Genomic DNA, 13,946 nt, shown 5'->3' with positions numbered 1-13,946 from the left:
CCTCGTAATTGGTCTGGCTGCCGTCGATGACGATGCGCTCCGGCCGGCCATGGCGCGTCAGCGCCTTGCGGAGGAAGCGTTGGGCCGCCATCGAGGGGGAGAGACCGCCGGCGAGGTCGCCGAACCCGCCTTGCTGAAGGACCGGCTGCATCAGCTGGCGCACTACCTCCAATATGCCGAGGATCGGCTGCAGCAGGCCGACGTCCATGCTATCGCGAGTATATTCAAGGCGTTGGGCAAGGCGCAGTTGTTGGACGATTTCGGTGCGCTGGCACAGCCGGGCGATGGTGACGACCACTTCGTTCAGCAGACATCATTCCGGCACGGCGGCTTGCGGCGCAAGCAGCGAGCGTAGTCCGGCCCGAACTTGATGCCCCACCNAGCAGACATCATTCCGGCACGGCGGCTTGCGGCGCAAGCAGCGAGCGTAGTCCGGCCCGAACTTGATGCCCCACCGGCCAATTGTCTCATACGAAACCACGATGCCGCGTTCCAGCAGCATTTCCTCAACCAGGCGCAGGCTCAGCGGAAACCGGAAATAAAGCCAGACCGCGTGGGCGATAATAGGCGGCGGAAATCGGGGGGGGCGTGTAGCTGACGGCGGGCGTATTCATGCCCCCCGGCGTCCATGTCGCAAATCTTGACGATTGCTTCGTGTGACAAGCCCGCCGCAGGTCTCAACGCGTTCATATGCAGACATTGTGAAATCGCCCTATTCCGCCTTTTTTTTACCGCCCCTTAAGTCCCTCGCTCGCATGCTTGTCGATGCCATTGAACTCATAGCCATCGGCCAAGGATTTTGGAGAATATGTTTCCGCTCGCAGCAGAAACCGTGAGAGTCGCTGTAGGCCTAACGTTAAGGGGGAGAGAGCGGTTTGATTGGACGAAATGTGTACCGGAGTACCGAGTCATGAAGCCACGAGGTAATCTGGTCCGACTGAAGCAATTTCAGGTGAATGAGAAGCGGCGACAGTTGAACCGCAGCCGAGCCATGCCTCGCCGAGGCTGAAGCAGAGCTCTCCAAGGCGCAAATGCTAGAATCGCGCAGCGGCAGAGGCCACGACCTCGAACCCGGCAACCGAAGCGCCATGATCGGCTGAGCCGGACGGCTTCAGCGCGCCTCAATTCGCGACACCCGACTGGCCGTTGGCGCGCGAGAGGCGTGCGGGCACTGTAAAGATATCAGCGTCTTGATGCAGCGATAGCTGGCCGGGACGGCTGTCATGCTGCGGCGACATACGCGATTTTGTTCCAGATTTGCATGGCGGCGTTACGCAGGTATTGGGGGAAAGTGGAACTGGTTGGCAATCGGATCATCGGTGGAAACGAACCGCTGCCGGCGGACCGGCGCCTGGCGGCAACGCCTGGCGCTTTCGGCGGCGGCGGTAACGGCAAAGCAGGCTGGCCGCGTCGAGGATGAAGCGGCCCCTGCGCGATGCCGTTCTGCTCACGACCGGGAGACGGGGTCGGCCCCGCCGGCCAGATGCTGCTCGCTTGGCGCGGCACCGTAAAGTCAACCGACAGCTTATGAAGATGTGCGTACATTGGGCCATGTCAGAAGTTGCTCGTGATCCGCTCTATGGTCGCCACCGCTTTCCCGCCGAGATCATTGCGCACGCGGTATGGCTCTACTTTCGCTTTCCGCTCAGCCTGCGCATGGTTGAGGACATGCTGGCGGCCCGCGGCATCATCGTCACGCATCAGACCGTTCGAAGCTGCGCGGAGAAATTCGGACGGCATTTCGCCCGGGAGATCAAGCGACGGTCAGCCGGCTGCCTGGGCGACAAATGGCATCTCGACGAATGTGTCGTGGCTATCAGTGGCAAGAAGCAGTGGCTCTGGCGTGCCGTCGATCAGGACGGCTTCGTCCTCGAAGTGCTGGTACAAAGCCGCCGAAATGCCAAGGCGGCAAAGCGTCTGATGCGCAAGTTGCTGAAGGCTCAAGGGCGGACACCACGGATCATGATCACCGACAAGCTCCGATCCTATGATGCCGCCATGCGCGACCTCATGCCCGGCGTCGAACACCGGTCGCACACAGGCCTGAATAATCGAGCGGAAAATTCGCGCCAGCCGACCCGACGACGCGAAAGGATCATGAAACGCTTCAAGTCGGCACGCCAGCTTCAGCGGTTCGTTTCCATCCATGATCCAATTGCCGACCTGCTCCACTTTCCCTGCAATGCGCTGTCATCGGCTCAACATCGAGACCTGCGTAACGCCGCCATGCAAATCTGGAACAAAATCGCGTGTGTCGCCACAGCGTGACAGCCGTCCCGGCCAGCTATCGCTGCATCAAGCCGCTGAAACTTTACAGTGCCGGGCGCGCTGCTACCTGAATTTCCTTACCGCTCAATCAATGTGACAGCACCGATTCTTCTCAACCGCGGCATGCCCTAAATCGTCACTTGCGTTCCTATCTCGACGACGCGTCCGGTCGGGATCTGGAAATACTCGGTCGCATCGGCGGCCGTGCGTGCCAGGCCGATGAACAGCTTGTCCTGCCACACCGGCATGCCCGAATTGGGCGAGGCTTTGAGCGAGCGCCTCGACAGGAAGAAGGACGTCGTCATGATGTCGAACTTCCAGCCCTGCTTGCGGCAGGTCGCCAGCGCGCGCGGAATGTTGGGCTGTTCCATGTAGCCGAAGGTCAGCGTCACCCGCATGAACAGCTCGTTGACCGTCTCCATCTTGCCCCGCTCGTTCTCGGGCACCACCGGCTGCGGGGCCGTCACCACCGAAAGGATGACGTTCTGCTCATGCAGGACCTTGTAGTGTTTGAGGCTGTGCATCAGCGCTGTCGGCGCACTCAAGGGATCGCTGGTCAGGAACACTGCCGTGCCCGATACAAGCTGCGGCTTTTTCTTCAACAGATTGCCGGCGAGGAAATCGAGCGGGATCTCGTTGCGGTGGGTCTTTTCGAACAGATAGCGGCTGCCGCGCACCCAGGTCCACATAGCCAGCACGATGGTGAAGGCCACCGCCAGCGAGGCCCAGCCGCCCTCGAACACCTTGACGATGTTGGAGGCGAAGAAGCCGACGTCGATGAAGGCGAACAGCGACGTCATGGCGATCGCCACCCTCAGCTTCCACTTCCAGATGCGGGTCATGATCACATACAGCAGCACCGTGGTCACCAGCATGTTGCCGGTCACAGAGATGCCGTAGGCCGACGCCAGCTTGCTGGACTCGCCGAAGCCAACCACCAGCAGCATCACCACCAGCGCCAGCAACAGGTTGACGCGCGGCATGTAGATCTGGCCGGACTGTTTTTCCGACGTGTGCAGGATTTGGAGCCGCGGCAGCATGTTGAGCTGCACCGCTTGCCTGGTCAGCGAGAAGGCGCCGGAAATCACCGCCTGGCTGGCGATGACCGTCGCGGCGCTCGCCAGCACGACCATGGGAATCAGAGCCCAACCTTCATTCATCTCGAAGAATGGGTGGCCGACCACGCCATTCTTCGCCAACACGAAGGCGCCCTGCCCGGCATAATTCAGCAGCAGGCACGGAAACACGATCCACAGCCAGGCGAGCACGATGGGCCTGCGTCCGAAATGGCCGAGATCGGCATAGAGCGCTTCCGCGCCGGTGACGGCAAGGAAGATGGCGCCGATGGTGACGAAAGCGACGTCGGGCGAATTGATCAGGAAGGCGACAATGTAATGCGGGCTGATCGCCCACAGGATTTCCGGGTCGGCGATGATGTGGTTGAGACCGGAAAGGCCGATCGCCAGGAACCATACAGCGGTCACCGAACCGAAGACTAATCCCACCCCACCCGTGCCAAAGCGCTGCACCGCGAACACCATGGCGAGGATGACCAGGGTCAGCGGCACCACATAAGGCTGGAAAGCAGGCGTGACGACGTTCATGCCTTCGACGGCCGAAAGCACCGAAATCGCGGGCGTGATGACCGCGTCGCCGAAAAACAGCGAGGCGCCGACAATGCCGATGCCCAGGATCACCGCCGACCGCATGGGGAAACTGCCGCGCGCTAGCGCCATCAGCGACAGCACGCCGCCCTCGCCGCCGTTATCGGCGCGCAGCACGAACATGATGTACTTGATGGTGACGATGATAGTCAGCGACCAGATGATCAGCGACAGCACGCCGAGGATATCGCCGCGCTCGGCGACATTGCCGCCCGACGACGCCACCAGCGCCTCACGGAACGCGTAGATCGGGCTGGTGCCAATATCGCCATAGACAACGCCGAGCGCGCCTAGCATCAGCACGTTGGGGCTTTGCTGTTCGATTGCCGGATGGCTCGACTGTTCGACGGGTTCTGCCTCGCTACCAGTATTGGTAAGGACCATGGACGACACTCCGATAAGGGGCGGCCCTCTACCTTTGCTGCACTGCAATATCAAGTGCCGCGACGTAATGGCTCCGTATGCGGACCGCATTTGTTGCCGCACCGGCGGATTGTCTCATACGAAACCACGATCCCGCTCCAGCGCCATTTGCTCGACGAGACACAGGCTCAAGGGGAACCTGAAGGAGAGCCAGACCGGATGGGCGATGATCTGCGGCAGGAAACGATGGCGCTGCTTGTAGCAGACGGCATATCTTTCTCCTTTGTGTGTCTGCCAGACGAGCGGGCGGGCACGGAAGTGGTCGCGCTCTGGCTGCCAGACATACTCGTCGAACCTGATGAAAACCTGACTTGTACACCCAGCCCAAACCGGTGCGAGGGGTCGGTCTATTACCAAAGGCTCTGAGGGCTGATTCTCTAGGGTTCCCGCCTCGATTGATCCGTGACCCCTTGTTGTGAACCGCCCCGGGTTGATCGGAGGCTCCAACTCCTGAGAAGGTGGAGCCATGACAAGCAAGACGACCAACAAGTTCTCTCCCGGGGTCCGGACCCGCGCGGTGCGGCTGGTTCTGGATCACGAACGCGAGCATACGTCGCGGTGGGCGGCGGTTTCATCGATCGCCGCCAAGATCGGCTGCACGGCGCAGACGCTGCATAAGTGGGTGAAGAAAGCCGAGCGTGACAGCGGCGTGCGCGCCGGTGTGCCTACGGATGTGGCGACGAAACTCAAGGCTTTGGAACGCGAGAATCGCGAGCTTCGGCAGGCCAACGAGATCCTGCGCAAGGCGAGCGCGTATTTTGCCCAGGCGGAGCTCGACCGCCGGTTCAAGCCATGATCGCGTTCATCGACGATCACCGCGAGGCGCATGGGGTCGAGCCGATCTGCAAGGTGTTGCCGATCGCCCCGTCGACCTACCACGACCATGTCGCCAAGCGTATTGATCCCTCCCGGCTGTCGGCTCGGGCAAAGCGGGATGAGGCTTTGAAGGATGAGGTCCGACGCGTGTTCGAGGCGAATTTCCGCGTTTACGGCGTTCGCAAGGTTTGGCGGCAGTTGCAGCGCGAGGGCTTCGACGTCGCCCGCTGCACGGTTGCCCGCTTGATGAAGGCCATGGGCCTCGAAGGCATCATCCGCGGCAAGCCGATCCGCACCACGGTGAGCGACAAGGCGGCACGATGTCCTCGGGACCATGTCAATCGCCAGTTCCATGCGCCGAGGCCGAACATGCTGTGGGTCTCCGACTTCACCTACGTCGCGACCTGGACGGGCTTCGTCTATGTCGCCTTTGTCATCGACACCTATGCCCGTCGGATCGTCGGCTGGCGGGTGAGCCGGACGGCGCATGCAGCCTTCGTTCTCGATGCCCTGGAACAGGCATTACATGATCGGCGGCCCGTGCAGGGAGGCGGGCTCATCCATCACAGCGATAGAGGCAGCCAAGGCGGATTCAACCGGTCGTCGCAACACCGGCATCATACTGTCCCCCAAGGAGCTGGTCGAGGACTTCGGCAGGTGTTTTCCAGCCGAGCGTTTTGCGCGGCCTTGTGTTGATAGCATGGGCGACTGCGTCCAGTTCCCGGGCTGTGTGCCGACTGAGATCCGTGCCCTTTGGAAAGTACTGTCTCAGCAAGCCGTTGGTGTTTTCGTTGCGCCTCGCTGCCACGGGCTTTGGGGATCGCAGAAGTAAATCTCGAGCCCGGTGTCGATGCGCAGGTCGGCGTGCTGCGCCATTTCCGCTCCCTGGTCCCAAGTCAGCGACTGACGCAGTTGCTCGGGAAGTTTGCCCATGGATCGGGCTATGGCTCTGCGGACTGCTTCAGCGCCGTGGCCGGCAAGTGGTGGACCGTTCTTGATGCGCAGGCTCTGCTGATAGCCATGCATGCGCGGCAGGTGAAGCAGCATTGTGAAGCGTGAACTTCGTTCCACGAGCGTGCCGATCGCCGAGCTTCCGAGGCCAAGGATGAGGTCGCCTTCCCAATGTCCGGGGACAGCCCGATCGGCAATTTCGGCCGGACGGTCGCTTATCATAACGGCGTCTCCAATGAAGGACTTGTTGCGCACTCGGGACCGTTCGCGCGGTACGCGCAACGCTCGGCCTGAACGCAGACATGCGGTCAGTTCTCGGCGCAATGCTCCGCGTCCTTGAATGTACAAGGACTGATAGATCGTCTCGTGGCTGATCCGCATGGTTTGATCCTCTGGGTAATCGATCTGAAGCCGATGAGCGATCTGCTCGGGGCTCCAGGCTGCCGACCACCTCCGGCTCTGCCGGTGAACAGCCCTTCGCTTTTTCCATACCCACCTTGGGGCCCTCGAATGAGGCGCCATGCGGGTTGGTGACTTTGCCGGCCAAGCGCTCCTCAACATATTCACGCAGAGCCGGATTGACCGCCAGCTTGCCAGGAGGCCGCCGGGACGCACGATCGGCGTGCCATTGGGCGGCACTGGCCCGGTAATCCAGATTGCCGCTGCGCGTCGCGGCATTGCGCCTGACCTCCCGCGAGATTGTGCTCGGCGGCCGACCTAGCTTACGCGCAATGGCCCGGATGCCGATTCCCTTGGCAAGCTCGAGCGCAATATCCTCGCGCTCCCGAAAGAAAGATATCGCCCCGAAGGCGGCTTCGCCCACGGCGCCAAATGCGTTGGCGGCATCCCTCCTGCACTCCGAAACCAGCGCGGACCAAGAGGCGTTGATATACCGGCATCCAGTGCGGCCTCCTCGCTCGAACGTCCCAAGGCAATAGCTTGCCAGAACCGGAAGCGATTCTCACGCTGCCAGGCAGGCGGACGCCCGGGCGAATCTAGCTTCTTTCGAGTGCACCGATCTGAAGCGCGTTGGTGAACCGTCATTGCAACCTCCAATCCCTTGGTGTTGCGACGACCGGTTGAATCCGCCCAATACGTCAGCATTCGATACACCGAGCGCTTGGCGGAGGCCGGCGTCGAACCCTCGGTGGGCAGTGTCGGCGACGCTTACGACAATGCTCTCGCCGAAACGATCAACGGTCTTTACAAGGCCGAGGTGATCCATCGACGCGGACCCTGGCGCTCATTCGAGGCCGTCGAGTTCGCCACGCTCGAATGGGTCGACTGCTTCAACAATCGCCGGCTGCTGGAGCCCATCGGCAACATCCCGCCGGCCGAAGCCGAGGAACGCTACTACGCCATGCTGGATGAACCAGCCATAGCCGCGTGACTCAAACGAAACGGCCTCCGGAAAACCCGGCGCGGTTCATGTCGCCCCCGCACTTCAATGACATGCGAGGCGAAAACGAGTGCGCACCAAAGGAGCGCTAGTGCGACAGGTCCATCGGGCGGGACTCATTCATTAGATCATTTCCAATTCGTGAATCTCGTCGGCACGTCCTACCAAGCGGCCCGGAGTACGCCTGTTTTGAAGTCGCGCGATGCCGTCTGATAGTAGGCAATCGCCTCGTCACGCAGCTGTGCGTTCACTGGGGCGGGGCGTGAAGCGAGGGTGGTCGGATCCACGGCATAGCTCTCGACCACGCCCTTCGGACGCAGGACGGTCAAAGTCCCGTTCTTCATGTACCCGAGCGACTGATAGTTGCTGATGAAGGCGCGCTCGTTGTCGGACTTGGACCCGTCGATTGCCCTGCCGAAGAAGTGGCTTTCGCCACTCGCACCCAGTGCACGGAGGATCGTCGGCGGGAGATCGATCTGGCTGACAAGCGTACTGATATGCCCGGGCTTAACCAGGCCCGGTCCATAGAAGAACATCGGGATATGATAGCCGCCCACGGGAAGTTCAGTCTTGCCGGCTGCAGAAGCGCAATGATCAGCGGTGATGATGAACAGCGTGTTCGCGAACCAGGGCTTGGTCGCCGCCTGCTGCAAGAAACGCCCAATCGCATAGTCCGTGTACTTGACCGCGCCATCGCGTCCGCCAGGTGAGGCGATATCGATGCGGCCATCAGGATAGGTGTATGGGCGATGGTTTGACGTCGTCATCACATGCATGAAGAAGGGCTTCTTCCCGGCTGTCTGCTTGTCCAGTTGGCTCGTGACATTATCCAACAGGCTTTCGTCAGCGACGCCCCAGGCGTTCTCGAACGCGATCGCGTCAGGCGGAAAATCGCCCTGGTCGAGGACGGCATAGTCGTTGCCGCTGAAATAGGCTGCCATATTGTCGAAGAACGCATTGCCACCGTATGCGAACCCTGTGTCGAAACCATCGCGATGGAGGATTTCGCCCAGCGTTGTCAGATGGTCGCTTTGAGGCCGCCTGACGATGGCCTGCCCGGGGACAGGCGGCGTGCCTAGCGAGGTTGCCTCCAACCCGCGCACCGTGCGCGTTCCGGTGGCGAATAGCCTGTCGAACATCAGCCCCTGTGAGGCGATGCGGTCGAGATTTGGCGTCAGACCCTTTGTGCTACCATAGCTTCCGAGGAACTCGGCCGACAGGCTTTCAACCGTGATGAGAACTACATTCTTCGGTCGGCGGACGAGATAGGAAGGCATGGAAGCCGTCGGGCCGCCAGGCTCATCCTGTTTGGCCCGAGAAACTTTGAGATCGACAAGAATCCTGTTCGCCTTGTCCGCCGGAATGGTCACGTAGAACCGATCATAGTCGAGCTCATTCAAGAAGAAGGCCGAAACGAGACTGAACAGGCCGTTTCCAGAAAGCTCATCAGCATAGGCGTTACCCGACCCGCGCATCTGATCGATGTTAGTGAGAAGTGAAAGACAAGGGCCAATGACGGCCAAGGCCAGCATGATCAGCCGCGTTCTGCCGCTGTACGGCGTAGTCTCAACGGCCGTGAACCAGCGTCGCAAAGCCCAGATGAATCCTGCCGCAACAAGGCCGATGCCGATGAGGAGAGGCGTAACCGGATAGGACTGGGTGATGTTTGCGATAACTTCCTGCGTGTAGACGAGGTAGTCGACGGCAATGAAGTTATAGCGCGTTGCGAACTCTTCCCAGAAGAAGAATTCGCCGATGGCGGAGAACAACAGCAAGCACACGACGAACCAGACCACTGCCTTGCTCAGCCAGGCAAAACCACGGCTTTGGCGCAATCGATTCGGGAGAACGGCGTTGACGAAGAGGAAAGGCGATAGAAGGGCGCCGATGGTGACAAGATCGAACCAGACGCCTCGGCCAAACACGTGTGGCAGGACCGGCATCCCGATGTCGCGGGCGCTGTGGATTGTCAGGCCGAGCCTTGTCGCCATGAAAATGGCCAGCGCACAAGCGGCAAGGATTGCCGGATAAGTCAACAGAACCGCGGGCAACCTGGGCGAACGAAAACCCAGGTCATGCCTGGCGGTCGAGTGAAGCACTGTCAAAATGGACACGCCTTTTCAAATTTGTGGGAGTTACTGCTCCGAAGTGCTTACCGACAGGAATCGGACACGAAATCCATCACGGATTGCGCCGCGCATGCTGGGGTTCTGTCATGCGCTCTGACCTGGCCGAACGACGCCAGCAGGACGACGGCGATTACCAATGGGCCAAGAAGGCAACCAACATGAACCCAACTGATACTCGATTTCATGCAACATACCTTGGTCTAGGAATTGGGGATTTCATGCTGCTGTCCGACAGGCGCGAGCGTTTGGGGATTGAACGTGGCGACGACGACGTGGCCGGCATTGTCCGTGCCGGTTGCTTCGTAGCAGCCGCTCTTTGCGGTGATGGACGTTACGCTCCAGCCTGCGGACTCCAGTTGTGATTTCAGGGTCTCGCGCGGTTGCCAGTCGACCACCGGCACATCGCAGGCGTCTGCGGCCAGGGCCGAGAATGTCGATGCGATTACCAGCGCGGCTACGTGCAAGACTGTCACGTCAACTCCGGACACGAACTTCAAGTCACCGCTTCATGACACGCGAACCTGACACCAGCCTGAAAGCCGCCGGTTCAGGAAGCCGTCAGGTTTGCGCTATAGTGTGTCGGGCAATTCATGGTTGGGATTGGCGTTGCGCATATTGCTCGTTGAAGACGACAAAAGGATTGGAAGCGCTGTGCGGGATCACATCGCCGCAGACGGCCATGCCGCCGATTGGGCGCAGTCACTCCTGCAAGCGCGCGAATTCGCCGACGTCGCCCGGTACGGACTGACATTGCTCGATCTCCAGCTACCTGATGGATCTGGCGTGGAATATCTCCGTGCGATGCGGGCGCGTGAAGATCGTACGCCGGTGATTGTCTTGACTGCTCGCGACCAGATCTCTGACAGGATTGAGGGGCTCAATGCGGGCGCGGACGACTACCTTGTGAAACCTTTCGACCTCGGAGAGTTGTCAGCGCGAATCCACGCTGTGGCGCGCCGTGCTGGCGCCGCTCCGTCTGGTCCTTCCATCAAGTTTGGAGGGGTCGAGATAGTCTCCGTGGACAGGATTGCGAAAGTAGACGGCGTGATCGTAGAACTGACCGGCCGCGAGTGGGCAGTTCTGGACGCTCTCTCCAGTCGACCCGGAGCCACCGTCCCGAAGAATGCGATCGAAGACGCGCTCTACGAATTCGGGGCGGAAGTAGAGAGCAACACTGTCGAGGTCTATGTAAGCCGCCTTCGGAAGAAGCTGGGAGCCAAAAAAATATCGACTTTGCGCGGGGTCGGTTACAGGCTTGCGGTATGACTCGATCAATCAGCATCACGCGTCGGCTCATAATCTGGCTGACGGTCGCCACCGTTCTTTTCTGGATCGCCGCCGTAGCTGTCAGCGCCTTTGTTATCCGTGAAGAGCTGGACGAAGTCTTCGACAGCGCGTTGCAAGAAACCGCCGACCGGCTGTTGCCATTGGTCGTGGAGGGCCAGCTTTCTCAGGATTCAGGATCGTCACCACGGCGCATGCGCGCGAGTACGGTCGCAGGTGAAAGCTACCTGACCTACCAGCTGCGCGATCGAGATGGTCGCGTGCTGATATATTCACACGACGTCCAACCTCAGCCATTCGACGCGCCTCTGCAGAAGGGCTTCTTCGATTCGCCGACACATCGCATCTACAGCACGGACGCTGTGAGCGGATCGCTGCTTCAGGTCGCCGATCCGCTTGACTATCGTCAGGAGGCAATGGCCGAAAGCGCCACAGCCTTGTTCCTGCCGCTGCTGCTTCTTGTTCCACTCAGCATAGGTGGCATCTGGTGGATTGTGCGGCGGATGCTTGCGCCGCTGGATGATCTGCGGGCCGAGATCGGCGCCCGGGACTGCGGCAACCTGGCTCCAATCTCTACAGTTGGATTGCCGATTGAACTGCAATCCATCCGGACGTCCGTAGATCGATTGCTCGACCGCCTGCGCACGGCACTGGAGAGCGAGCGCGAGTTTGCCGCCAACAGCGCGCACGAACTGCGTACGCCCATTGCCGGCGCGCTGGCGCAGACCCAACGGCTGGTGCGCGAACTGCCGAATGGGGCCAGCAGGAAACGTGCGAGGGAGATTGAAGGCTCGCTTACCAATCTCAGCCGTTTGACAGAAAAGCTGCTTCAAATGGCCCGCGCCGACGCTGGCATCGGGTTGTCGGACACAGAGACCGACCTTGTTCCGGTCGTTCGGCTGGTCGCGGACGAGTTTCAGCGAACCCGGGAGTATTCAGGCCGTCTGACGGTTGATGCACCACCCACGTTCTCGATGGTAAGACGGATAGATGTCGACGCGTTCGGCATCGTCTTGCGCAATCTGATCGAGAACGCCCTTATCCATGGCAGCGACGACAGACCCGTCACGATTGCCCTGTCAGACCCTTGCACCGTGACGATTACCAATGCCGGACCCGTTGTGGCGGCGGCCAACCTCGACGACCTCACCACGCGTTGCAAGCGAGGGCGTACAGAGGCGAGCGGATCTGGCCTTGGCCTGTCTATCGCGACCTCACTGGTGGAAAGAATGGGGGGTACTATCCAGTTCAAGTCTCCGGCAACCAGACAGTCAGACGGCTTTGAGGCCGTGATGAACCTTCCCTAGTAGTTGTCCCCCGGCCAAGGCGACGATCGCTTCAACGGTAAGCGATCAGGATTGCACCAGTGGCGACCAGCAGGATCCCGAGCCAGTTGTAGCCGGACAGGCGCTCGCCCAACAAAATTACCGCAAAAATGGCGACCATGACGACGCTGAGCTTGTCGACAGGCGCAACCCGCGCTGCGTCACCAAGCTTCAGCGCGCGGAAATAGCGGAGCCATGACGCACCCGTGGCAAGACCCGACAAAATGAGGAATGTCCAGCTGCGAGGCGTGACACTGGAGGGCGCTGCCACTGTCCCGTAACCGTGACCAGTACGCCAGCGGCGTCCAGGATGACGATTGTCCGGATAAACGTCGCGAATTCGCTGTAGACATTGTCAACGCCGACTTTGGCGAAAATCGCGGTGAGGGCGGCAAAGACTGCCGAAAGGACTGCCCACGTCTGCCACGATTGAATCATTGTCTGCCACCTATGCGGTTGAGGGATCATCGGCTTGCTGACGGACAGTTCACCACCTCTTTCCCGCCATTCACCCCGATAGTTATATCCGTGCATTTTGCGACCGACGCCGCTCGCGCTTGGCGATATCACCGACCGTATGCTTGCTTATGCCAAGGTCACGCGCGATCCAGCGATAGCTTCGACCTTCGGCAATCAAGGGCTTGACTTACGCCGTCGCTTGACCCGGCTTCGTCTATGTTGAATTCGTGTTTCGACGCCCAAGCCCGCCGGATTGTGGGTTCGCGGGTAAGCCGGACGGTGCACGCAAGCTCGTTCTCGAAATTCGGCGTCCTATCCGTGGCGACGGCCTGATCTACGGAGCCTATACCGGCAGTAATCCGGACAGCCGAGCAGTCGATTCCGAGGGCGAGAAACCGCGACTATACGGACGACGAGGACCTTCGAGGTAACCATTTTCAAAATCCTCCTGGAAGATATCAAGGTAATAGCTGGAGATGGTTTCGAGTGTAACACGGGTGAGAGCGTCCCTCGCCGGGCTGCCAAACGGCGCTGCAAGCCAAGTCGGCATCCTTGCCCGCGGGCAGTCGGCTGCTGGCGAGGCATGCGTCATCTTGAACCGTCATCAGGTTGACAACACATTCTGCGATGTCTCCGACGACTCTCAAAGGCAGTTTCGTCATACGCCCGAGCCGTTCGACAATTTGGAGGAACGAATGAACGTCACGGCATTCAGCAGCCCCGTATCCGTCAAGCATGGATCCTACCTCGTGCAGGAGATCGTCGATCTAGCAGGCGCGATCGAGTTTCTGGAGGAATGGCCGGAGGACCGCCGCAGTCTGATTCATGAAACAGCTCTTCGCGCATGCATCCAAGCGCATGATGGCTTCAAGCCGCTGGACGTGGCGCGCGATGCCTTTGTCGGCTTCGCGAAGCGAGCCGGAATCCTGGAAGACCCCGAGGCGGTAATGCCGTGGATCGCTGCTTCCAATTCGGGCGGTGGACAGGCGCAGGTGTAGGCTCGTTTCGGCGGTCCGCCTCTTTTGCCGCCGCCAAGAGTCTCGCGTATGCCAAGCTGCCCCCCGGTCGGCCTTATTGGGCAGAAGCCGGTCGCAAAAGGTCAGAGCGATGACTCGCGTGACGAATGGTCGTGGCTCAAGGCCTGGGCGATGGAACATCGCCAAGCGGCGCGCGTGATGCCTAAAGCACGTCGCCCTGGCGGTCATCTTGCATTGCATGTGGCTGGAGC

The 13,946-nt window shown here is 60.4% G+C and carries 8 protein-coding genes, 8 pseudogenes and 1 other annotated feature; of the genes and pseudogenes, 8 read left to right on the top strand and 8 right to left on the bottom strand.

The window, feature by feature from the left end:
- Both X738_RS85465 and X738_RS83735 read right to left on the bottom strand, forming a co-directional pair.
- Window positions 1-88 (bottom strand): annotated as a pseudogene (locus X738_RS85465) (IS6 family transposase); the annotation flags it as partial.
- 306 nt (window positions 89-394) lie between these two features.
- Window positions 395-614, bottom strand: a pseudogene (locus X738_RS83735) (IS6 family transposase); the annotation flags it as partial.
- A 723-nt stretch (window positions 615-1,337) separates the two neighbouring features.
- On the opposite strand from X738_RS83735, the pseudogene X738_RS83725 reads away from it, so the two are divergent.
- Both X738_RS83725 and X738_RS76345 read left to right on the top strand, forming a co-directional pair.
- Window positions 1,338-1,501 (top strand): annotated as a pseudogene (locus tag X738_RS83725) (DUF1403 family protein); the annotation flags it as partial.
- A gap of 50 nt (window positions 1,502-1,551) precedes the next feature.
- Window positions 1,552-2,268 carry an IS6 family transposase gene (locus tag X738_RS76345; RefSeq protein WP_023803272.1) on the top strand — a complete coding sequence of 239 codons (717 nt, stop codon included), beginning with the start codon at window positions 1,552-1,554 and terminating at the stop codon, window positions 2,266-2,268.
- Between the two features lie 128 nt (window positions 2,269-2,396).
- Here X738_RS76345 and X738_RS76340 read toward each other — a convergent pair whose 3' ends face one another.
- Both X738_RS76340 and X738_RS83720 read right to left on the bottom strand, forming a co-directional pair.
- Window positions 2,397-4,316: a potassium transporter Kup gene (locus tag X738_RS76340; protein WP_023803271.1), complete on the bottom strand. Its 1,920-nt coding sequence runs from the start codon at window positions 4,314-4,316 to the stop codon at window positions 2,397-2,399.
- A gap of 83 nt (window positions 4,317-4,399) precedes the next feature.
- A pseudogene (locus X738_RS83720) lies at window positions 4,400-4,535 on the bottom strand (IS6 family transposase); the annotation flags it as partial.
- Between X738_RS83720 and X738_RS86430 the strand changes: the two are divergent.
- Together X738_RS86430 and X738_RS76325 are read left to right on the top strand one after the other, a co-directional pair.
- Window positions 4,515-4,721, top strand: coding sequence for a hypothetical protein (locus X738_RS86430; RefSeq protein WP_023785262.1), 207 nt, complete (start codon window positions 4,515-4,517; stop codon window positions 4,719-4,721). The pseudogene X738_RS83720 and the gene X738_RS86430 sit on opposite strands and share 21 nt — an antisense overlap.
- Window positions 4,722-4,821: 100 nt before the next feature.
- Window positions 4,822-5,756, top strand: a pseudogene (locus X738_RS76325) (IS3 family transposase); the annotation flags it as partial.
- Window positions 5,106-5,222: a sequence feature (AL1L pseudoknot), on the top strand. (Overlaps the previous pseudogene by 117 nt.)
- Window positions 5,757-5,763: 7 nt before the next feature.
- Here X738_RS76325 and X738_RS76320 read toward each other — a convergent pair.
- A pseudogene (locus X738_RS76320) lies at window positions 5,764-7,166 on the bottom strand (IS30 family transposase).
- Between the two features lie 43 nt (window positions 7,167-7,209).
- On the opposite strand from X738_RS76320, the pseudogene X738_RS76315 reads away from it, so the two are divergent.
- A pseudogene (locus tag X738_RS76315) lies at window positions 7,210-7,512 on the top strand (integrase core domain-containing protein); the annotation flags it as partial.
- A gap of 170 nt (window positions 7,513-7,682) precedes the next feature.
- On the opposite strand, the gene X738_RS76310 reads toward X738_RS76315, so the two are convergent.
- A complete protein-coding gene (locus X738_RS76310) occupies window positions 7,683-9,557 on the bottom strand; it encodes an LTA synthase family protein (protein ID WP_051407980.1) in 1,875 nt (624 codons plus the stop codon).
- Between the two features lie 293 nt (window positions 9,558-9,850).
- Window positions 9,851-10,138, bottom strand: a complete 288-nt coding sequence (locus X738_RS76305) for a PepSY domain-containing protein (protein WP_245277840.1) — start codon at window positions 10,136-10,138, stop codon at window positions 9,851-9,853.
- A gap of 118 nt (window positions 10,139-10,256) precedes the next feature.
- On the opposite strand from X738_RS76305, the gene X738_RS76300 reads away from it, so the two are divergent.
- On the top strand, window positions 10,257-10,916 hold the full coding sequence (locus X738_RS76300) for a response regulator transcription factor (RefSeq protein ID WP_023803265.1): 660 nt from the start codon (window positions 10,257-10,259) through the stop codon (window positions 10,914-10,916).
- Window positions 10,913-12,241, top strand: coding sequence for a sensor histidine kinase (locus X738_RS76295; protein ID WP_023803264.1), 1,329 nt, complete (start codon window positions 10,913-10,915; stop codon window positions 12,239-12,241). The genes X738_RS76300 and X738_RS76295 overlap by 4 nt, the downstream gene beginning before the upstream one ends.
- Before the next feature lie 31 nt (window positions 12,242-12,272).
- Here the strand turns inward: X738_RS76295 and X738_RS76290 are convergent.
- Window positions 12,273-12,697: pseudogene (locus tag X738_RS76290) on the bottom strand (EamA family transporter).
- Window positions 12,698-13,413: 716 nt separating this feature from the next.
- On the opposite strand from X738_RS76290, the gene X738_RS76285 reads away from it, so the two are divergent.
- Window positions 13,414-13,716: a DUF982 domain-containing protein gene (locus X738_RS76285; RefSeq protein WP_023803263.1), complete on the top strand. Its 303-nt coding sequence runs from the start codon at window positions 13,414-13,416 to the stop codon at window positions 13,714-13,716.
- Window positions 13,717-13,946 lie beyond the last annotated feature (230 nt).

This window comes from Mesorhizobium sp. L48C026A00 (genome assembly GCF_000502375.1).
GTDB lineage: Bacteria > Pseudomonadota > Alphaproteobacteria > Rhizobiales > Rhizobiaceae > Mesorhizobium > Mesorhizobium muleiense.
The sequence above is the reverse complement of the archived record's forward strand: the minus strand, read 5'-3'. Positions and strand labels throughout refer to the sequence as shown.